The sequence below is a fragment of the Arundinibacter roseus genome (genome assembly GCF_004348825.1).
Lineage (GTDB): Bacteria > Bacteroidota > Bacteroidia > Cytophagales > Spirosomataceae > Arundinibacter > Arundinibacter roseus.
The window spans coordinates 1-21,229 of the sequence record NZ_SMJU01000009.1; the positions used below are offsets into that span (position 1 = coordinate 1).

20 protein-coding genes and 1 pseudogene are annotated in these 21,229 nt (G+C 45.4%); 11 read left to right on the forward strand and 10 right to left on the reverse strand.

Going from position 1 to position 21,229, the window contains the following annotated elements; genetic code table 11:
* Nucleotides 1–100: 100 nt before the first annotated feature.
* The 5 genes and pseudogenes from EZE20_RS14935 to EZE20_RS14950 all read right to left on the reverse strand — a co-directional run bounded on the left by EZE20_RS14935 (nt 101) and on the right by EZE20_RS14950 (nt 3,097).
* Nucleotides 101–589, reverse strand: a complete 489-nt coding sequence (locus EZE20_RS14935; protein WP_132119070.1) for a hypothetical protein — start codon at nt 587–589, stop codon at nt 101–103.
* Nucleotides 590–824: 235 nt separating this feature from the next.
* Nucleotides 825–965 (reverse strand): annotated as a pseudogene (locus EZE20_RS24635) (M24 family metallopeptidase); the annotation flags it as partial.
* Nucleotides 956–1,345 carry a HEPN domain-containing protein gene (locus EZE20_RS14940; RefSeq protein WP_132119072.1) on the reverse strand — a complete coding sequence of 130 codons (390 nt, stop codon included), beginning with the start codon at nt 1,343–1,345 and terminating at the stop codon, nt 956–958. The pseudogene EZE20_RS24635 and the gene EZE20_RS14940, both read right to left, overlap by 10 nt.
* Complete coding sequence (locus tag EZE20_RS14945) at nt 1,342–1,659, reverse strand: nucleotidyltransferase domain-containing protein (protein ID WP_132119074.1); 318 nt, start codon at nt 1,657–1,659, stop codon at nt 1,342–1,344. Before EZE20_RS14945 ends, EZE20_RS14940 begins: the two co-directional genes overlap by 4 nt.
* Before the next feature lie 82 nt (nt 1,660–1,741).
* Entirely contained in the window at nt 1,742–3,097 is a 1,356-nt protein-coding gene (locus EZE20_RS14950) for a M24 family metallopeptidase (protein ID WP_132119076.1), read from the reverse strand.
* Nucleotides 3,098–3,186: 89 nt separating this feature from the next.
* Between EZE20_RS14950 and EZE20_RS14955 the strand changes: the two genes are divergently transcribed.
* Nucleotides 3,187–5,130, forward strand: a complete 1,944-nt coding sequence (locus tag EZE20_RS14955; protein ID WP_132119078.1) for an SGNH/GDSL hydrolase family protein — start codon at nt 3,187–3,189, stop codon at nt 5,128–5,130.
* Here EZE20_RS14955 and EZE20_RS14960 read toward each other — a convergent pair whose 3' ends face one another.
* The gene (locus EZE20_RS14960) at nt 5,131–6,042 is read right to left on the reverse strand and encodes a DUF1338 domain-containing protein (protein WP_132119080.1); all 912 of its coding nucleotides are present in this window, start codon (nt 6,040–6,042) and stop codon (nt 5,131–5,133) included. It abuts the gene before it with no gap.
* Nucleotides 6,043–6,269: 227 nt separating this feature from the next.
* Here EZE20_RS14960 and argH point away from each other — a divergent pair, with 227 nt between their 5' ends.
* Nucleotides 6,270–7,607 (forward strand): argininosuccinate lyase, encoded by a 1,338-nt coding sequence (gene argH, locus EZE20_RS14965; RefSeq protein ID WP_132119495.1) that lies wholly within the window; start codon nt 6,270–6,272, stop codon nt 7,605–7,607.
* Entirely contained in the window at nt 7,604–9,136 is a 1,533-nt protein-coding gene (locus EZE20_RS14970; protein WP_132119082.1) for an FG-GAP repeat domain-containing protein, read from the forward strand. The genes argH and EZE20_RS14970 overlap by 4 nt, the downstream gene beginning before the upstream one ends.
* Before the next feature lie 51 nt (nt 9,137–9,187).
* Here the strand turns inward: EZE20_RS14970 and argB are convergent, their stop codons facing one another.
* A complete protein-coding gene (gene argB / locus EZE20_RS14975) occupies nt 9,188–9,979 on the reverse strand; it encodes an acetylglutamate kinase (RefSeq protein ID WP_132119084.1) in 792 nt (263 codons plus the stop codon).
* A gap of 210 nt (nt 9,980–10,189) precedes the next feature.
* Between argB and EZE20_RS14980 the strand changes: the two genes are divergently transcribed.
* Entirely contained in the window at nt 10,190–10,603 is a 414-nt protein-coding gene (locus EZE20_RS14980; RefSeq protein WP_132119086.1) for a group III truncated hemoglobin, read from the forward strand.
* Here EZE20_RS14980 and EZE20_RS14985 read toward each other — a convergent pair.
* Nucleotides 10,583–12,619 carry an FAD-dependent oxidoreductase gene (locus tag EZE20_RS14985; protein ID WP_132119088.1) on the reverse strand — a complete coding sequence of 679 codons (2,037 nt, stop codon included), beginning with the start codon at nt 12,617–12,619 and terminating at the stop codon, nt 10,583–10,585. The genes EZE20_RS14980 and EZE20_RS14985 overlap by 21 nt on opposite strands.
* Before the next feature lie 307 nt (nt 12,620–12,926).
* Between EZE20_RS14985 and EZE20_RS14990 the strand changes: the two genes are divergently transcribed.
* The gene (locus EZE20_RS14990) at nt 12,927–14,006 is read left to right on the forward strand and encodes a hypothetical protein (RefSeq protein WP_132119090.1); all 1,080 of its coding nucleotides are present in this window, start codon (nt 12,927–12,929) and stop codon (nt 14,004–14,006) included.
* Nucleotides 14,007–14,014: 8 nt separating this feature from the next.
* Here EZE20_RS14990 and EZE20_RS14995 read toward each other — a convergent pair whose 3' ends face one another.
* Nucleotides 14,015–14,710 carry a YjjG family noncanonical pyrimidine nucleotidase gene (locus EZE20_RS14995; protein WP_132119092.1) on the reverse strand — a complete coding sequence of 232 codons (696 nt, stop codon included), beginning with the start codon at nt 14,708–14,710 and terminating at the stop codon, nt 14,015–14,017.
* 74 nt (nt 14,711–14,784) lie between these two features.
* Nucleotides 14,785–15,090 (reverse strand): (2Fe-2S) ferredoxin domain-containing protein, encoded by a 306-nt coding sequence (locus EZE20_RS15000; RefSeq protein ID WP_132119094.1) that lies wholly within the window; start codon nt 15,088–15,090, stop codon nt 14,785–14,787.
* 384 nt (nt 15,091–15,474) lie between these two features.
* Here EZE20_RS15000 and EZE20_RS15005 point away from each other — a divergent pair, with 384 nt between their 5' ends.
* The 6 genes from EZE20_RS15005 to dnaG all read left to right on the forward strand — a co-directional run bounded on the left by EZE20_RS15005 (nt 15,475) and on the right by dnaG (nt 21,205).
* Entirely contained in the window at nt 15,475–16,074 is a 600-nt protein-coding gene (locus EZE20_RS15005; RefSeq protein WP_132119096.1) for an RNA polymerase sigma factor, read from the forward strand.
* Complete coding sequence (locus tag EZE20_RS15010; protein WP_132119098.1) at nt 16,049–16,297, forward strand: hypothetical protein; 249 nt, start codon at nt 16,049–16,051, stop codon at nt 16,295–16,297. The genes EZE20_RS15005 and EZE20_RS15010 overlap by 26 nt, the downstream gene beginning before the upstream one ends.
* Before the next feature lie 97 nt (nt 16,298–16,394).
* On the forward strand, nt 16,395–17,048 hold the full coding sequence (nth, locus tag EZE20_RS15015; RefSeq protein ID WP_132119100.1) for an endonuclease III: 654 nt from the start codon (nt 16,395–16,397) through the stop codon (nt 17,046–17,048).
* Nucleotides 17,049–17,256: 208 nt separating this feature from the next.
* Complete coding sequence (locus tag EZE20_RS15020) at nt 17,257–18,135, forward strand: FKBP-type peptidyl-prolyl cis-trans isomerase (protein WP_132119102.1); 879 nt, start codon at nt 17,257–17,259, stop codon at nt 18,133–18,135.
* A gap of 178 nt (nt 18,136–18,313) precedes the next feature.
* On the forward strand, nt 18,314–19,165 hold the full coding sequence (locus tag EZE20_RS15025) for an MBL fold metallo-hydrolase (protein ID WP_132119104.1): 852 nt from the start codon (nt 18,314–18,316) through the stop codon (nt 19,163–19,165).
* A gap of 63 nt (nt 19,166–19,228) precedes the next feature.
* Nucleotides 19,229–21,205, forward strand: a complete 1,977-nt coding sequence (gene dnaG / locus EZE20_RS15030; protein ID WP_132119106.1) for a DNA primase — start codon at nt 19,229–19,231, stop codon at nt 21,203–21,205.
* The last annotated feature ends 24 nt before the right edge of the window (nt 21,206–21,229 follow it).

Below are 21,229 nucleotides of genomic sequence, written 5' to 3' on the forward strand. Positions count from 1 at the left end.
ACAACTTAATATATCTTTCCTTATTAAGTCCGGTTGCAGAACGCCATTGACGCTCATTTTTTAGATCATTTATCGATATTTTCATGTGCCAAATTTAAGACTATTTTCCCATTGCAACAAGTCTATTAATATTTAGTTTATCAAATTTTTTATCTTCATAAAACAAATTCCATACGTCGTACTTAAAATAATCTAACTTTAAAATATTTTGAAGATCTTTAATTGAATGAACGGGATCATAATTATTAGTTAAAGAAATGGTTTCTTGTTTTAAATTCACTAAATCATTTTCAAGTCTTTCAAGTTGGTAGAAAAACATTTCAACAGCTTTTTCAATTTTATTTTTTTCGAATTGATACTTTCTTTTAATAGTGTCAATATTTTCTTTATAAATAGTTTCTTCTTTTATTTTTTTCAGGTTTTTACTTTCAATAAACTTGACATACCAAATCATGATTAAAGCAAGAAAAGCAATGGATCCAAATAGAATTATATTTTCTCCTATCACTTCAATAATTTTTGATAGCACCGCAAACACTGCTCCAATGATTACAAGTATAAAAACAGCTGAACCTTTTCCTTTTGCCATAAATAGTATCTAATATAAATTGAATATTTAATCAAATTATTTGTATTTGTAAAATACCTTTTCCATAGGTTGTGTCTAAGAGCCCTGAAAACCAAAGCTACTATACACCGCTACCTATTGAGACTTTTGTTTTTCAACCCAAAATCGGATGTGGTGCTTGCGAGCGGGCTGTGCGACACAGCCCATGGAGGCTGGCTATCTATTTAAAAATAAATAATCCCACTAAAATCTCCCCTCAGCGCACATACTCAATCTTTCTCGGAATCGTATATACTTCCGTTTGCCGGCCGTCGATGTAGCGGAAGCCGGTTTTGTCATAGTAGCCATCTTCTTCCAGCATGATACGGATGGTTTTGTTCCATTCGATTATTCCAATAATTCTTCGATTCGCTTGATCAACTCATTCGCAGATTCCAGCAAATCCAAAACATCTTCTTTTGAGTAATCCAAATAATCTTCGTAATCAGCGCTTTGTCTCATGGTGAAGATGCTGGAATAAAATCTTCCTAACTCACTATCAATGAAGCCAGTTTTCACAAAGTGAAGACCAAACATTTGCCTCACTCCTGCGTGTGTATTCACGTTAATTTCGTGCCGTATCAGCAAAGCGATCACAGCGTAATAGCAAGCATAATAAAGCCGATTCACAGCCGTATTCCATAAACCATTTTCCAGCAGGATAGCCACTTCGTTAAAGGTTTCTCTGGCTCGTTTGATCCTGTATATCGATAATTGAACCCGGTCTTGCTCTTTCATAAAACTTTCCCTTCCCGACTTACATTTTCATGAAAAGGCGTTTTTCCTTTGCGCGATTCCCATTCTTTTTTTGAAAAAACCATGGGGCTGATTAACGTACCGGTTTCAAACTCGATATCGTATAGCGGGTAGGTAAGTCTTTTTTTATCAGCTGCATTGATATATTCTTTATCAATCAGGATCAGCAAATCAAGATCCGAACCTTCGTTGTAGTCATCCCTGGCGTAGGAACCGAATAAGATCAGCGTAGCGGTAGGGTCTGTTGCTTTGACAGTGGCTTTCACCTGTCGGAGTAGTTCTTTTTTATCTTTCATCGCTCTAAGCCTGTGTTGATTAAATCTATGTTAAATTAATAAAATTTTGAAGAGATTTGACAACACTTCTGTCCCCCAACCCTCACCGAACATACTCAATCTTTCTCGGAATGGTGTACACTTCCGTTTGCCGGCCGTTGATGTAGCGGAAGCCGGTTTTGTCATAGTAGCCATCTTCTTCCAGCATGATACGGATGGTTTTGTTCCATTCCTCAATTTTCACCGCAGCATTCAGTTCAATGGAATAGGCCGTATTGTCAAACAGCGGGTAGTCGCCGGGGCCTTTGATGCCTCCCTGTGCATCCCACATGCCAATGGTAGGGCCCGCAGCATGACCGTGCACGCCAATCGGGTGCGTATAGATGGTGCCATTAATTGCTTCTTTTTGTGATTGAGCGAGCGCATCGGCCAAAATCTGATTGCCCGATTTTCCAGCTGTAAATTGTTCCGTCAAAATCTCCTGCAAACGGTTTCCCTGCTGAAAGGCCTTTTTGAGGTAGTCTGGCACGTCGGTTTCACCGGGTTTGAGTACGTAGGCATGTTGCTGCTGATCGGTGTTGAGGCGCAGGTAGGTAATTCCAAAATCCAGGTGAAGAAGATCGCCGGGCAGAATCACCTGCTGACCGGGCCGCTTGGCGAAGGTGCGTAAGTGGTCAAAATTGGTAGCATCGGCGCGTTGAATATCGACCGTGGGATGAAACCAGGTATCAAGCCCCAAATCGGTGACGCGCTGCCGCAGAAACCACACCACGTCGTCGGTGGTGGTGACGCCGGGCTGAATGACTTTTTCAGAAAATGCTTCCTGAATAATCTGATGCGAAATGCGGCAAATCATGGGGTAAATCGCCATTTCTTTTTCGGTGCGGGTTTCCAGCCACGCCACGGCAAGCCGGTCGGCGGATGTGACGCGGGCGTGAAAAGCTTTGGGTAATTTTTCCATAAATTCCTGCTGCTCGGTATGTGTCAGCCCGTCGGCGTGGGCATAGTTTTTAGAGAAATTGAGCGCAATTTTTTTAGGATTTTTTTGCTGAATTACCTTCATCAGCGCGTCCCATTGATCAGGATTGGAGCTAATGTCCCACTCCCCTTTGAGCAGCGTACCGACATCGTAGCGGGCAATGGCCAATTTGTCCAACGGCTTATTTTCTCCCGGATCATAAAATACCATGATGGTTCGGCGCCGGGCCGATAGCCACGTACTGGGCAGCATCGTTTTCATGACGGGGTCTTCGTTGTATTCCCGCGAAATAATCACCCACATATCTACGCCTTCCCGACGCATGAGTTGAGGAAGCAGATTTTCGAAGCGATCTTCCAGAATGGCGTCTACGGCTTCGGCCCGCTGACGCTCGGATAAAATGGTCGGGATGGTTTGGGCGGCTGACGAAAAGAGAATCAGTTGGCTGATGCAAAAAATAGCATAAAGTAAAAATCGCATGAAATAGTTTAGGTTATGATTTGACTCTAAAAATACGGATTCAGTTTGAATAGCAAAGTATAGCACGCGTGACAGTTTCTTTTTATCCCATGAAAACTATAAAATTAAGCACATACCTACTCTACTTTCTGCTGTCAGGAACGAGTACCGCATTTGCGCAATCCACAGAAAAAACTACGGTCTGGAAAGGTTTTGAAAAGGTTGAATTTGCCTTTGAAAACACCACTGCCTGGTACATCAAGCCTGCGCAGGCGCTACCCGGCAATCCGTGGGTGTGGCGGGCGCACTTCCCGACCTGGCATACCGAGATGGACAGTATTTTGCTCAGCCGCGGCTTTCACATTGCTTACGTAAATACCAACGATTGGTTTGGCCACCCAAAGGCCATGCGCGTGTGGGATGCTTTTTATTCGTATCTGACGGGTAGCAAAAATTTTGCGCCCAAAGTTGCGCTCGAAGGAGTCAGCCGGGGCGGGCTGTATGTGTACGGATGGGCCAAACGAAATCCAGAGAAGGTCATCTGCATCTATGCCGAAGCGCCGGTTTGTGACCCAAAAAGCTGGCCGGGCGGACAGGGAAAAGGCACGGGCTCGCCCAAAGATTGGGAGCGTTGGCTGGAACTATACGGCCTTACCGACCAAACAGCAAAAGATTTTAAAGATATTCCGCTGCATAATCTGGAAGGAATGGCCGCCTTCAAGATTCCGATTTTACACGTCATCAGCCTGAAAGACAAGATTGTGCCGCCCGAAGAAAACACGTTTCCACTCGTGGAAGCCTACACCCGACTGGGCGGCCCGGCGACCATTTACTCCATGAGCCGAGGCGAACAAACGCTGGAAGGCCACCACTTCCCAATCGAGCATCCTGAGCGCTGGGCCGACTTCATTCAGCAGCATAGCGTGCCGGTACAGCAGCTGTTGCCGCATGAGCCCTACCTGGAACCTAATCGGGGCGTTGGAAATGCCTTGTCGGTTTTTGAGCGTAAAAAAGCAGGAACTGTGGCGTTTTTGGGAGGATCCATTACGCATAATCCGGGCTGGCGCAACAAAGTGGCGCAGTACCTGCAGGAACGTTTTTCGGATACGCAGTTTACCTTTATTACGGCCGGAATTCCGTCGCTGGGAAGCACGCCGCATGCATTTCGTTTTGGAAAAGATGTGCTGGAAAAAGGAACACCCGACCTGCTGTTTGTCGAAAGTGCAGTAAATGACCGGACAAACGGTTTTAGTAAAGAAGCTCAAATTCGGGCCCTGGAAGGAATTTTGCAGCAAGCCTATGAGGCAAATCCCGCCATGAGCGTAGTACTGATGCCTTTTGCTGATCCCGACAAATTTGGCGACTACAACGCTGGTAGAGAACCGGTTGAGGTAGCGGTGCATCGGCAGGTAGCAGCACATTACGGCGCTTCGTTTATTAATCTTTCGCAGGAAATCTATGACCGTGTACAGGCCAGGGAGTTTTCGTGGACATATGATTTTAAAGATTTACATCCGTCACCCTACGGGCAGGAACTTTACTTTCAATCCATCAAGACTTTATTACAAAATGCGGATCTGAATTCTCAAACTGAATCTATTCAACTTCCTGCGCCGCTCGACAAATTTTCGTATTCAAAAGCTCACTACGTAGCACTTGAAGAGGCTGAACCTACCAAAGGTTTCAAGATTGATCCCCAATGGAAACCCTACCCTCCGCTGGCTACCCGACCGGGTTTCGTGGATGTTCCGATGCTCATCGGCGAGGTAATCGGTGATTCTTTTAAACTGAATTTTACTGGAAGAGCCATTGGAATTGCCGTAGTTTCGGGGCCTGATGCCGGGATTTTGTCCTATCGGATTGACGGTAAAAAAGCCCAAACGATTGACCTGTTTACTCAATGGAGTCAACAACTGCATCTGCCGTGGTACCTTTTGCTGGCCGATACGCTGAAACCGGGGAATCATACAGTAGATGTGACCATTTCGGACAAAACAAATCCGGCAAGCTCTGGAAACGCCTGCCGGATCGTGTATTTTCTGGTCAATGACTAATCAGCGGCTGGTTTGGCTCGTGTAGGTACTTTCAAAAATTTTATCGGCATTGCCCGCTTCAAAGCCATCGCGTCGGTGCATACGCTGAATTTGGTCAGCCGGTAGATGCGAAAATTCAGGCAGAATCCGACGTTCGGCAAATTCTACATACGAGCCCGAAATCGTGTGCGTTTCACCATCGGCAAACGCTGCTTCAATCATCTGGGCTACCGTGGAGCTTTGGAGCAAACCTCCGTCCGGGCTTTTCTTGATTTTACCTCCTGAATCGTTTAGTTTGAATCCGTATTTTTCAAGAAACTCATTAAACTCAGCTACGGTGTTATAGCTTTCCGGTAAGTTATGCACACTGATTGTAAAGTGGTTGAGGTAATATCTGTTATAAATTACCCAGGCCGCATATTCGCTTTCTTTTAGCAGTGCCAAATAGTCGCTCAGCTGCGGCGTACGCCACAGCGGCTGATGCAAAAACGCATCCACAGCGGCTCCGTCGTTCAGGTCCAGGCTATCTACCGGGTCGCTCGTAACTTCCTGCGTGTACCTATGGATAATCGCCTGCGCTTCCTCAGAAAGTTCTTTAACCCGAAGTTCAGAAACAAAAATCCGGGGATAGTGTGGCTCCGGCGGACTAAACCAGAAAGCGTCGAGTTTTTTACCTTCAAAGTTGTAGTACTCGCGCTTTTGGTAGCCATAATGCAGGAATATTTTTTCAAAAGAGGCAATGCCCAAATGCGGCACTCCCAGCGTCCGAAAGGCAATATGGTCGTTTTCTATTTCATTTTCATGGCCAATTATTCCTTCCTGAATCATGGCGGCAAGAATGGCTTTTACGTCAGGAACGCGTTCCTGGTATCGGCTCATGAGGCCGTTCATCACGGTGTCGAGCGCAGCTTTTGTATGGGATGAAGTGTTCATATTTTATGAATCAATTGTGAAGCTAAATTGCGTAATTGTTTTTGTAAAAACGAAGAATGCAGCGCTATAATTTCAGTTAAAATATGGAAGGTGCTTCCGCTACATCGCAGGGCTTGCAGAAGAAAGTTTATCAGAACCTGATTCATCTGACACTAATTATTTTTTTCTCAAAAAACCTTTCGAACTTTGACACTTCCATTTTTGATCATTTTTTACCCAATACGACCTTGAAACTCTGGCAAAAAGAAAATACCACGACTTCCGAAAAAATCGAACGATTTACCGTAGGCCGCGATCGTGAACTGGACGTTCATCTGGCTGAATTTGACGTTTTGGGGAATCTCGCTCACGCGGCGATGCTCGAATCTATCGGACTGTTGACCTCCACCGAACTTGCTGATTTACAGAAAGAACTCAAAGCGATTTATCAACTCATACAACAGGGCGAGTTTGTGATTGAAGAGGGTGTCGAAGACGTTCACTCTCAGGTAGAACTGCTCCTAACCCGCCGCCTGGGCGATACCGGCAAGAAAATCCATAGCGGTCGCTCACGCAACGATCAGGTACTGGTTGATCTGAAACTCTACGTTCGTGACCGCCTGACGCAGGTGGTACAGGCTACCGAAGCCCTTTTTCAGGTGCTGAATGCCCGCGCCGAACAACATAAAAACGATCTTTTACCCGGCTACACGCATCTGCAAATTGCGATGCCGTCGTCCTTTGGGTTATGGTTTGGGGCCTATGCCGAAGGGCTTATTGATGATGTGGTGCAGCTTAATGCCGCTTACCGTCTTGCCAATCGCAACCCGCTGGGTTCGGGAGCGGGTTATGGTTCTTCGTTTCCATTGAACCGCAAAATGACCACCCAACTTCTTGGTTTTGAAGGGCTTCATCATAACGTTGTTTACGCCCAAATGAGTCGTGGCCGCACGGAGCAGGCCGCTCTTGCAGCGCTGGCGTCGCTTGCCGCAACGGTGTCACGGCTGGCGATGGATGTATGTTTGTATAATAGTCAGAACTTTGGATTTATTATCCTTCCCGATGACCTCACGACGGGAAGCAGCATCATGCCTCACAAAAAAAATCCGGACGTTGCTGAGCTGCTTCGTGCCAAAACCAACCGGCTCAAAGCGCTACCCATGGAAGTGACGCTTGTACTCAGCAACTTGCCTTCGGGCTATCACCGCGACATGCAGCTACTGAAAGAAATCTTGATGCCTGCTTTCGATGAAATGCTGGATTGCCTCGACGTGGCTACCTTTATGTTGCAACATATGCAGGTAAAACCGAATTTGCTGGACGACGCCCGCTACGATCTTCTATTTAGCGTGGAGCGTGTAAACGCACTCGTGATGCAGGGCGTGCCTTTTCGGGATGCGTACCGGCAGGTTGGAAAAGAAATCGCCGAAGAAACCTACGTAGCACCCCGCGAGCTGCAACACACACATGAAGGCAGCATTGGCAACCTGAATCTGCCCGAAGTGACGCAACGTATGCAGGAAGAATTGTCCCGGTTTGAGTTTGATAAGGTGGCCCGCGCGCTCCAGAATCTTCTGAACGCATGAGGCGATTTCGTACGATTTGGAGCAGCGCCACGCTGTTTTTGATGGGATTGCTCGTGTATTGGTCCTGTGGAGAATCCCGGAAGCCCAACGGAGAAGTACTCGCCCGGCAGCATTGCTCGGGTTGTCACGCCTTTCCTGAACCGGAATTGCTGGACAAAAAAACCTGGAAAAATGGCGTTCTTCCCTACATGGCACCACGTTTGGGGCTTTCGGTAGCCGGATCTGATTCGTCTATTTTTCAGAATTATGAAGAGCAAAAGCGAATCATGGAATTAGGAATTTTTCCAGAATCGCCCGTGGTAAGTCAGGCAGAATGGGAAAGTATTGTTGCTTATTATTTACAAAAAGCACCCGACAGCCTGCTTCGCCCGGCGCCACAGGATACGCTGTTGCCACTCCCCAATTTTACCCCAAAACACCCCAAAGACCCCATAGCGGCTACGGTGACTTCGGTGCGCTACGATCAGTTTACTCGTCAGATTTGGGTAAGTCAGCGGCCGGGTGGAGTATTTATTATGAATAGAAATCTGCAAATCGTGGATTCGCTGTTCAATCCCGAAAGTCCGTTTTCTGATTTTCGTTCCGTGTCCGGCGAGAGTTGGGATCTGCTGAGTATGGGCATGATGGACCCAAACGATGACAGCAAAGGTGCGCTGCTTTCAATAAAAAAAGAAAATGGAAACTGGCGGGGCAAGCGGCTTATCAACAAGCTGCAACGCCCTGTACATGCAACATGGGCGGATGTTAATGAGGATGGCTACGAAGACGTGATCGTCTGTGAATATGGCAACTACACCGGAAAACTCGCCTGGTATCAAGGGTCGGCCACTGATTCGATGCCTCAGCGTATGATTGAAAATAGTCCCGGTGCACGCATGACCTACTGGAAAGATTATGACGGCGATGGGCGCAAAGATTTGTGGGTCCTGTGGGCGCAGGGCGACGAGCAGATTTCGGTGTATTTGAACGGTGGTAAAGGGAATTTTGCCAAGAAAGTCCTGCTGCGTTTTCCACCTACCTACGGCTCGGGTTCTTTTGAATTGCATGATTTTAATGGTGATGGGAAATTAGATATTTTATATGCCAACGGCGACAATGGCGATAAATCGTATTTACTGAAACCCTACCACGGCATTCGGATTTTCATGAATAAAGGGAAGGACAAATTTGAGGAAACGTTCTTTTACCCGCTCGACGGCGCTACACAAGCCCTTGCCCGGGACTTTGACGGAGATGGCGATCTGGACATTGCCGCCATTGCTTTTTTTCCGGATTTCAGCCTCTCGCCCGTGCGTAGTTTTGTATATCTTGAAAACAAAGGAAACAACACCTTTCTCCCGCGTACTTTTGCCGAAACCAACCGGGGGCGATGGCTCACGATGGAAGCTGCGGATATAGACGAAGATGGAGACCTGGATTTGTTGTTGGGCTCTTTCTACCTCGCCATCACGCCTACGGCCAAAGAAGATCTGGAACGGTGGAAAACCGGCAATAAAGGTGTGTTGATTTTGGAAAATAAATTGCGGTAAAGAAAACTCTTCCGGTACGTTTTTAGGCTTTGTGGAAAAAGAGTCCTTCTCTTATTTTTCAAGACTCAAAACCGTACCGGCTTTTCCCTCCGCAGCCAAAGCTAAATCCTGGGCGTGGCAAATAATCACCCATTTCACACCTGATTCCAAAGCTTTGAAAGCATTATCAAGTTTTGGAATCATTCCCTGATTGATCACGCCGGAGGCTTTGAACGTTGCGTACGATTCGGGCGTAAGCGATGGAATAACCGACTCGTCGTCGTCGGGATCTGACAAGACTCCTTTTTTCTCAAAGCAATAAATCAGACTTATAGGCTGCAAAGGCGCCAATGCAACCGCGGTGGCCGATGCCATGGTATCGGCGTTGGTGTTGAGCAATACACCCTCAGAAGTAAAGGTGAGCGGGGCAATGACAGGGATTAATCCGCTTTTCAAAAAGCTATTGAGTTGCCCGGAATTTACCTCTGCAATATCGCCCACAAATCCATAATCAAGTGTCTTTACAGGTCGTTTTGTGGAGCGGATAATCCCGGCATCAGCGCCCGTCAGACCAATAGCATTGCAACTTTCTGCCTGCAACTGAGCCACAAGGTTTTTGTTGACCAACCCGCCATAAACCATCGTAACGACATCGAGCATGGCGCGGTCCGTAATACGTCGGCCATCGACCATTTGGGTTTCGATACCTAGTTTTGCAGCAGTTTGCGTGGCTATTTTCCCTCCTCCATGAATCAGGATTTTTGGGGTAGAAATCTGCGCAAATACCCGTAGAAAATCTGTACAGGCTGTGGGATTATCAATGATATTTCCACCAATTTTTATTACATGAACCGGAAAAGACATAAGGATTCAGAAGATGTTGAAGGTCTGTTTTGGCAGACAAAGGTAAAAAACCACCCATTTTTCCAATGAATAAAAAACGTTTGGGCTGATTTATATCATAGCCGGCTCACGAACGAAACCCGAACTTTGTACTGTTAGTTACACAAACTATAAACAAGCGAATGAAGTCATTTTTCTGGTTTATAGAAACATTTCAACCTGTACTTCGCTATGCTCTCTGATATACAAAATCGCACGGATGTAGAAAATCTGGTCAATACTTTTTATGAAAAAGTGCGGGCCGATGCAACCATCGGCATGATTTTCAATGAAGTTGCCCACGTTGACTGGCCTTCGCATTTGCCCAAAATGTATGACTTTTGGGAAAGTATTCTTTTCGGTACAGGTCAATATCGGGGACGGCCCATGCCGCCGCATTTTAAATTAAATGAGCATCATCCGTTTAAACCAGAATATTTTGATGCATGGCTGGCACTTTTTTACCAAACCGTAGACGAACTTTTTGAAGGCGAAAAAGCAACCGAAGCCAAAGTACGGGCCGTCAACATTGCCGCAGTTATGGAGCACCGCATCAATCAGATTAATGAAGGTGCCACGGCGTCGCTACTCCACCGGGATCAGTAAAATGGCGTCTGCCACTACGATTCCATCCGCGCCCTCATTCGACAGCTCGATGTAGTTGTCTGTCCCGGCCACAAATTCAAAGGTATCTACTTTGATCCACTCGTTTACCTGAGTTTGAGTAGGGAGCGTCAGTACTTTTTGGGTTTTAAGAGCCTGAATCTCAATCTTGGTTTTACTGGATTTTCCGGTTGTTTTTCCATCATACTGCGCCGGATTTCCACCGCCACCGCCCGGATAAGGATTAAAAATATATACCGCGTAGCGGCCCTGCGCCGGAATCGACGGAATAAACCGGACTGATTTTCTGTCGGCTCCTTTTGATTCATCCACGAGTTGCGTACGCGCATATTTTCCGCCTTCAGTACTTTTTTTCCATTCGCCCATCGCGTGTACGGCATCTGGCGTAACATCATTGTCAAGTAATATTTCGGGGCGGCTGCCGTCTGCCAGAGGGTTAGTTACAAGGCTGCGCTGCAAGTCCTCTACCGAAATTTCCTGAACAGAACTCCCACCATTCAGCGACAGCACAGCGGCCGCAGCCGCGGCCTGCCCAAGGGCCATAAACACCGGCTCCATTCGGATAGAACCATAGGCAATGTGGCTTGCTGAGTGGCAAACAGGAACAAGCAGATTGGTACATTCAGTGCGTTTGGGAACAAGCGAGCGGTAGCTGATTGGGTAGGGATGAAAGCCGTGCACCTGCACATCGCCTTCGTTTTGTACCATCGCTTCGCCAGTGTCAGGATCTTTCACAATGAGCCGCTGACAATTATGTGAATCCATGGAGTAGGCAGCCATGGCGATGCCGTCGGGCACCACTTCCCGATTTTCGCAGTTGTGCTGCGTCATGACATATTCGCCAATCATGCGCCGCGCTTCACGGATGTAAAGCTGCGGGGTAAAATGGTCATTTTCAAGATATTCATCTTTCGGATAGCCCCATTCCAGCATTTGTTCCCGCAAATGAACAGGCATCCGTGGATCGTGCCCCACGAAGTACAGAAAGCCTTTGGTGTAGTCGAGATGCTCCTGTATGATCTGTTGACGGGTTTCGTAATCAGCTTCGGGATAGGCAAAATTCATTCCGATCATGTCTGTTGATAGCCCACCTTTATTATTAATATCCGTTTTCTGATTAGGCATATCCGCAATGTGCAGCACACCCCAGTTGATGTGCGCAGGTTTTTCGATAGCGACCTGTCTCAGAAGTAGTTCATATTTTGTAGAGTCATAGCGTGGCGGGCGTGTGATAGCAATTCGGTTTTCGGGATTATTGGTCAGGCATATTCTGAAATTGTAGGCCTGTACACTCTTGTCGCCGCTCCCGTTGGGTAGCAAAGGTGCCTCACTAATTCCCCAAAGCAACCCGCTCGTAGAATCGCCCGGAATGCGGTACGGGCTGATCCCCTTGGGAAACTGATGTTTATCCAGCATTTGTACACCGTTCCAGGTTTCGCCGTAGAGGCTGTTGGCTTCACGACCTACGGTGTAGCTCACGCCTGCTTTGGCCATCAAATCGCCTTCGTAGGTACAATCTATAAATACCTTTGCGCGAATCGTCCGGTTGGTTTTTGATTCAGGATAAATAGCATTTTCGACCACAATTTCCTCAATGACTCCCTTTTGCTTTTTGACCGAAAAAAGCCGATAGTCGTACCACACCTCAACCTTTGCCCTGCTGATGTACTGCTGAAAAAGATTCAGCGCTACGTGGGGTTCAAACGTCCACTGCTCAAACTTCCCGTAATGTTGCCCGATGCGGCGGTAAAAGTCGCGCGCCAGGCCCGTAACGGCATATTTATTTCCGATGTCGGTTTGTCCCAACCCTCCCGAACTTAGTCCTCCGAGCCGCCGCGAGGGCTCAATCAGCAGCACCGACTTTCCATTCATTTTGGCGGTGTAGGCTGCTATTACACCTGCGGAAGTTCCGCCATAGATGCAGATATCGTAGGTAGTTTGGGCCATAGCGACTTTTAGAGAAAGACTAAGAAGAAGAACTAAGGTTAACCGTTTCATAGTTTTTATCACAGAAATTGGAATTGGTACTGAGTAAAAAGATTCTAATGCTTCCTGCGGCAGGCAAGAAAAATCGTTTTGAAAGATACTGAATATCCTGCAAATGTGAATGGGAATCCTCTTTGCGGCCTGCCACCTATAAAACCTTTTGTCAAATTGTTTTACTCTCAAAGTGCCTTATACTATTTTTGCATCACCACATCTTGACAAAGGAATTGGGTAGAATGAGTTCTGACTCTTCGTAAGCTCACATATAACCAACAGCATTAGGTTTGTTACTAACCTTTGTTCTAAACTAATTTTTGAAATGTCCAAGCTCATTCAGATCACAAAAGATAAAACCGAACAGTCGAAGCCTCAGAAGGACTTTAATAAACTTGTAGCTAAAACTGAAAAACTTGAAAAGGAGGTTTTAAAATTCCGGGAAGGGTTGGTAATGCTTCAACAACAGATACAAACGGTCTTCGTCCCGAAACGTGATGAGTACTATAAGCATAATGTAGCATTACTTCAGGTTTATGACCGTGCTCATGATTCGACGTTTTTTACCCGGACAGAAAAGAAAAAGCTGGTTTCATTAATCAAGAAAGACATCTATGAACTGCTTGAGTCCGGCAACTTTGACGAAGTGCTCATCCCGATGTTTGATAAGTATCACGAGCATACCTATCAAGAAGAACAGGAATACATGGATTCGTTGAGCAAGGATTACATGAAAGATTTTTTTTCAATGGCTGGAATTGAGCTTGATGAAGATGCCGATCTTGACAATCCTGAAAAATTGGCTGAGAAAATAGCCCAAAAGTTAGCTCTGGAAAGCGAAGAGTTTGAAGCAGAAAAGCAGCAGAAGGAAGAGAAAAAGGCCAAACGCCCCAAAACCAAGACCCAGGTAAAGCAGGAAATTGAAGCACGAAGTATTACCAAATCTGTACGCTCAATTTATATGGATCTCGTCAAGGCATTTCACCCGGACCGGGAGCCCGACGCGCAGGAACGTGAGCGTAAAACGCAGATCATGCAGCGTGTAACAGAAGCATACGAATCAAATAATTTATTAGGTCTCTTGCGCTTACAGCTGGAATTTGAACGAATTGACCAAACACACATTGAGAATTTGGCCGAAGATCAACTGAAAAATTACAATAAGCTTCTAAAAGATCAGATAAAAGATCTTGAAGGTGAACTGGATTTTCTGCGTATGCAGGCTTGTAGCATCAGTCAGTATCCTTTTTATATGGTTAAATCTATCGATAAAGTATTCTCTTTATTAAATGATGACATAGAAGAGACTATCGAACTTGCCAATGCATACAGGCTTTCAAAAGAAAGTCTAAAGAACAATTTGGCAATGAAAGATTTTTTAAAAAGCTATAAAATTCCCATATAAACAGGCTCTTACAAAATATCTTTCAGTTCGTTGAGGTGCCGTACCTCGTAGGTAGGTGCTTCATCAAACATATGTCCGGCGGGATTATAGAAAACGGTGTCCATCCCAAATCGTTTGGCCCCCAGAATATCTGCCACCCAATTATCACCAATCATGAGGCACTCAGCGCACTGCGCTCCTGCGCAGGTAATGGCATAATCAAAAATCCGGCGGTCGGGTTTGCGCGCCTGCGCATTTTCATTGGTAATGAGGTGAGTGAAATACTGCACGATTCCTGAACTCCGAAGTTTTTTATCCTGAATAAAATCAAATCCATTGGTAATGATATGGAGATCGTAGCCTCGTTCGCGCGCATAGTCCAGCACATCCAGCGCTCCGTCGAGCAGGTACGACTTGGTTGGCAGCAGCTCAATGTAGGCATCTTCCATCGTTCGGAAATTTGGCGGGGAAGGAACACCAAGTTCAGAAAGAACCAGCTTGAATCTATTTTCCCGAATATCGCTATGCGCAATCAGCCCCTGATCGAGTTGTGCCCAAAGCTGATAGTTAATCTTTAAGTAGGTAGTAATAAACTGTTCGTGTGAAGGTATGCCCAATTCCTGCATCTTAAACAGGTGATACACCTCCGTCAGAGATTCCGTTGAGTTCCGCTCAAAGTCCCATAGCGTGTGGTCGAGATCGAAAAAAAGATGCTTATATTTCAAGTAATAATCAGGTTAGCGGCATCCTGAACCAGACCGTATAAATCAGGGCCAGGATGCCTCAGTGGTCTTTTTTGTTAAAAATCCAACTTCAATCGTTCTACGGGCTGATTGTTAATTAGGTGACTTTCTACAATTTCGTCTACATCCGAAAGTTGCACATTTCCGTATATAATACCTTCGGGATATACGACAAGTGCCGGACCTTTGGGGCACACATCCAGGCAGCCTGAACGCTGTGCACGGATTTCCGGTCCGATATTCCGATCCTTTAATGCCTGCTTAAAAGCATCAACCAGGGCCATTCCGTGAGCTTCTCCGCAGCATTTTTTTGGTGCATCTTTCTGATTTGTACAGATAAAAACGTGTTTCTGATATTTCATAAAAAATAAATGTTTGAACGATGAGGGTAAAACTAAGGGATTGAAATGAATCTGATCACTTACTAATGAACTTTTTTAAATAAACCAAAGTTTAAATAATCGAGTTATAGTCATATAGTTCTATTTTTTCATAGAATTAACCTAGTTAACCAAAGCAACTATTTTTCAGGCTTGTATGAAAATTCAGGGTGTTAACAGGTGTTAACGATAGAAAAATCAAAAAAAAAGCGTGATAAATGCTTGCAAAATATCAATCAAACAATTTTCTTTGATACAATTATTCAAAAAGTGACCTACAAAAAAGGCTTCTATACATTCACCAAAAACAAAAGGAGGTACAATATCGATACAAGACTCTACGTTAACTAAATCGAATACAGAAAAATGGAGAAAATCCAAGTTAGCGACAGTGAGTTGGTATCGCTGTACATCCGTGGAGAGGAAAAGGCATTCGAAAAGCTTGTTCAACGCCACAAATCACGAATATATACTACCATTTATCTGATTGTAAAAGACCAATATGTTGCCGAAGACTTGATGCAGGATACATTCATCAAGGCGGTGGATACAATCAAATCTGGTAGATATAACGAGGAGGGTAAATTTTTGCCATGGATTATCCGAATCGCTCACAACCTCGCTATTGATTATTTTAGACGCGATAAACGCTACCCCAATGTAGTGTTTGAGGATGGAAGTAATGTGTTTAATACACTTGACTTCTCGGAAGATTCGGTTGAATCAATCCAAATCCGACAGGAGACCCACGAGCAGCTGCGGGAGATGATTCAGCGGTTGCCAGAGGTACAGCGGCAGGTTCTGATCATGCGCCATTATGAGGACATGAGTTTTCAGGAGATTGCCGATGCCACGGGAGTGAGTATCAATACAGCCTTGGGGAGAATGCGTTACGCGTTGATTAATTTGCGCAAGCAATTCAGCCAACGTACTCCGCAATATGACAAAAACGTTTACTTACGATGATGTAGTTAGGTATCTATATGCCGAAACTTCCCCTCAGGAAAATGACGACATTGTAGAGGCTCTTGCCTCCGATGCCGAGATGCTCGCCTTTTACCTCGATTCGCTTGAACTGCAAGCTCAAATGGATCGGATAGTTCGGACACCCTCAGAAAAGGTGACCGAAAAGATTTTCAGTTATTCCCGACAGTTTACTACTACACAACCGGCCGACTTTTCTATTTAGATAAGTCAGCCGGTTGGCTTATTTTTGGGGTACGTTCGCTTTTCTGAATGTTCAGAAAAGCGAACTACTTTTTTTGTACCCTATTAGTACGTTTTTTATGTTGAAAAAAGAGCGATTTCGGTTTCTAATCGATTATTTTACGTCCCACTTTCCTGAACCCGAAACAGAACTTAATTATCGGAACCCCTACGAACTGCTGATTGCCGTTATTTTATCTGCACAATGTACCGACAAGCGGGTTAATCAGGTTACGCCTGCGCTCTTTGAACGCTTTCCTGATCCGCAGGCATTGGCCAACTCCAATGCGGAGGAAGTTTTTACCTACATTCGCTCGGTATCTTATCCAAATAATAAAGCCAAACACCTCGTCGGAACGGGCCGAATGCTCGTTGAGGAGTTTGATTCCGAAATACCCGCAACCGTCGAAAACCTGCAACGGCTACCGGGCGTTGGTCGCAAAACGGCAAACGTCATTGCATCTGTAATTTTCAATCAGCCTACTATGGCGGTTGATACGCACGTATTTAGGGTTTCGCATCGAATCGGCCTTGCCCCACTGACCGCCACAACGCCCTTGGCAGTAGAAAAACAACTGATGGCGCATATCCCCAAAGCACTTGTTCCCAAGGCTCATCATTGGTTAATTCTGCACGGACGCTATGTATGCGTGGCGCGCAGTCCCAAATGTCAGGAGTGCGCCCTTACGTCTATCTGTAAGTACTTCGCAAAAAATGGCATCCCGCATAAATGAAAATCAGGATTTTTGACCCAACAATTCCAACGTTTTAAGGCTGCAACTACTCTTCTTCTGAGAGAAGCTTGCGGTTGCATGAAAATTTTCCAGTCTATCCTGCGTTATTTTCAGTACACTTTGCGTAATACTCATTAGCATCCCGTGACCGATAGGAAATCATTTTATCTCTTAATTTTTTAAAAAGTAAATAATTTAATCAATCTGTATGAAGCGTATTCAAAACCGTTTTTTTCTACTTGCCCTAGTGGCTTTAAGCATGACCGCCTGCAACAACAATGATCTGGTCAGTAAAGAAGAAGACGCAATTACTGAAAATGAAGATAACATTCAAAAATACCTGACTACCAATAATTTATCGGCCACAAGAGATTCATCCGGACTTTACTATGTCGTCAAAGAAACCAATCCGCAGGGATTAAAGCCGGGAATAGGAGATGAGGTATCGGTCTACTATAAAATGTACACAATGGATGGGTATGTCGTTGACAGCACAGAAACATCCAAGCAAAAACCACTTGTTTTTCCATTTGGCGCCGGACTGATCCTTCCGGGCATTGAGCGTGGCCTTAGCCTCATGCGTTCGGGCGAGAGCTATACGGTTCTTATGCCGTTTTACCTTGGTTTTGGAAATGTAAATTACGAAGGTATTCCGGCTTATTCGGCCATTCGGGTAGAAATGACACTAGATAAAGTACGCACCGAAAGTAAGCAGGTTACGGACTATATTGAGTCGAAACAATATGCCGTTTCCGAAATCACGCCTAGTACGCTACACATCATTCGTCAGAATGTAGTCACCGGCGACACGCTTGGCCGAGGCAAGCAGGTAACTGTAAACTACTCAGGGAAATTACTTAATGGAACCGAATTTGATAAAGGTTCCTATTCATTCAACACCGGGTCAGGTGCCGTAATTCCGGGCTTTGACGAAGGGATTCGTCGCATGAGAAAAGGTGAAAAAGCAATTCTCGTGTTTCAATCATCCTTGGGATATGCGCGTAGAGGTGCACAAAACCAACAGACAGGAGCGTATGTAATATTGCCTTATGCTCCGCTGGTTTTTGAGGTAGAGGTTGCACAATAATATTTGTAATGCATTGAAAATTAGGTATTCAGGGAGCGGCTGTCTGTGTTAAACGGGCAGCCATTTTTTATTTTCGGCGATAAATAAAACGTAGATTCAGGAAATAATCTCTATTTTAATATAAATCCTGAGTGATAAGCCGAACCTAACAGACGATGGGCAAGGTTATTCATACATCGTGAAAATCAAGGAACACTTTCATCATGGCCCCGTGCAGGGCTTTCGTTTGGGCTACTCCCCCGTCCGATGGATCGCCCCGTTTTCGGTGTGCATGTACTACCTCGATGGATTGCTGGTCGATACCGCCCAACGACACATGCAACCTGAGGTATTGGATTTTCTCAGGCCGCTGCCCGTGCAGCAAATCGTGCTCACGCACTATCATGAGGATCATTCGGGCAATGCCGATTTTTTACGCAAGCAGTTTCAGGTTCCGCTTTATGCCAGCCAACTTACCGCTGAGCGCGTGGCGCATTCGTTCCCGATTTTACCGTATGAGCATTTTTGGTTTGGGCAAATTGAGCCGTGTTCGGATGTATTGCCTTTACCTGCGCAGATACACACGGAGCATTATCAGTTTCAGTGTATGCACACACCCGGACATTCAGACGATCATCATATATTGTATGCACCCAAAGAGGGCTGGATTTTTTCGGGTGATTTTTACATTGGTAAATTGAAAATTTTTCGCCGGGGCGAAAATATCCGGCAGCACATGCAGTCGGCCCGTTTGGTATTAAATTTGGATTTCGACACGCTCTTTTGTGGACATAACCCTGTTTTCAAAGGTGGGAAAAGCGCACTTCAAGCCAAGTTGACTTATCTCGAAACAATTTATGGAAAGGTAGAAGACCTGTACAGGCAAGGAAAACCGGAAGGTACCATTCAGAAAGAACTTCAAATGAAAGAGACGATACTAGTTAAATTTTTAACTTTTCAGGACGCCTCGGTTCGCAACATCATTCGGTCTGTTATTGAAAATATTCAAATAGATGAGCAAAATAAAACTTCCGTAGCGAAAGTCAATTAACACAAATACCTTTGTACAGGTCTCAAAGAGGCACCAGTACTTTTATCTAAAAAACCCTGAGCCATGCGCATAAATCCTGAAACAGTAGAGCGGATCAAGCATGCCGCCGACATTGTAGAAGTGGTGGGTGATTATGTAGCACTTAAAAAGCGGGGAGCCAACTATACGGCTTGTTGTCCGTTTCATAATGAAAAAACACCCTCTTTTAATGTAAATCCGGCTCGACAAATCTACAAATGCTTTGGTTGCGGCGCTGCTGGCGATCCGGTCAAATTTGTGATGGACATCGACGGCATCGGCTACGGCGAAGCTCTGAGATATCTGGCTCAAAAATACAGCATCGAAATTCAGGAAGAGCGCCTGACCGACGAGCAGGAACAGCGGCAAAATGAGCGCGAGAGCCTGTTTATAGTCCTGAATTTTGCTAAAAACTTTTTTGAAGATCAACTGCTTACTACCGAAGAAGGGCAGTCCATTGGCCTGAGTTATTTTCGGGAACGGGGATTTAATGATACCACCCGAAAAAAGTTTGAACTCGGGTACAGTCCCGAAGCCTGGGACGCCCTGGCTCAGGCCGCTCTTGCCAAAGGATACAGCGCGGAAATTCTGGAAAAAGCGGGGCTTTTTATTCCGCGTGAGGGCAGCGCTACGGGTGGGTATGACCGTTTCAGAAGTCGTGTAATTTTTCCGATTCATAGCGTAGCCGGTAAAGTAATTGCTTTTGGCGCCCGGATCATGAAAACCGATTCTGCCGCCAAAGGACACCAACCCAAGTACCTGAACTCTCCTGAAACAGCGGTTTATCATAAAAGTGAAGTTCTGTATGGGATTTTTCAGGCAAAAAATGCCATACGGCAGGCAGATGTTTGCTACCTCGTGGAAGGCTATACGGATGTAGTTTCGCTGCATCAGGCAGGCATCGAAAATGTAGTGGCTTCATCGGGGACTTCCCTAACAGTAGAACAAATCCGGCTCATTGGACGATTTACTCCAAATGTCACTATTCTATACGACGGCGATGCAGCAGGTCTTAAAGCGGCCCTGCGTGGGCTTGACCTCGTACTGGAAGAAGGCCTGAATGTCAGTATCGTCACTTTTCCGCCGGGCGAAGATCCTGATAGCTATGTACGGCTTATTGGTACGGAAGCATTCAAAGACTATTTGCGAAAATCTGCGCGTGATTTTATCACCTTCAAAACCACTACCCTGCTTGCCGATGCGGGCGAGGATCCTTTTCGCAAAGCGGCTGTCATTGGGGAGGTTGTCGGGAGTATTGTGCGCATTCCGGATGCCATTCAGCGGCAGATTTTCTTTCATAAAATTGCTGAGATGATGCGGGTAGATGAGCAAATGCTCATTTCGGAGGGAAACAAGCTGTTGCGAAAACAGAAAGAAACCCGGCCAAACACCCAATCGGGAAAGAATGAAAAATCTGAACTAAATGGTCCCAACGATGTGGCTGTTGGGGAAGTTGAGAATCGGCAGGAACCCGTTTTGGCACCCACAGTTAAGGTATTGCAGCGCGACCCGGTTGTTCAGCACGAACAGGAGTGTATCCGGTTATTGATCAATTTCGCTTCATTTGAACTGGAACCTACCGTTTCGTTATGTCATTATATGCTCAGCGAACTGACCGGAGTCGAGTTTCGGCAGCCTTTGTACAAACACGTATTGACGGTTTTTCGGGAATCTTTCAGTCGGGGAGAAATTCCGGAAACTGATTATTTTGTCAATCATCCTGATCCGGACATTCGCAGCGAAGCCATTGACCTCGTAACGACCCGCCACCTGCTGAGCGATCAATGGAAGGATAAATACGAAATTTTTGTACCAACCGAACTTGATAAACTGCATGACCTGGCATTCACCAATATTTTACGTTTGAAGAAAGGGTATAATGAACTAGCCATGCAGGAGATTAGAGAGCAGCTGCAAAAAACCAAAGATGAAGCAGAAACGAATCTTTTGCTCCATCAATTTATGACACATAAAAATATTGAAAAAGAAATTGCCAACTTGCTCGGGAGTGTTATTTCCTAGGCTCAAACCTTTATTAAATTTTAC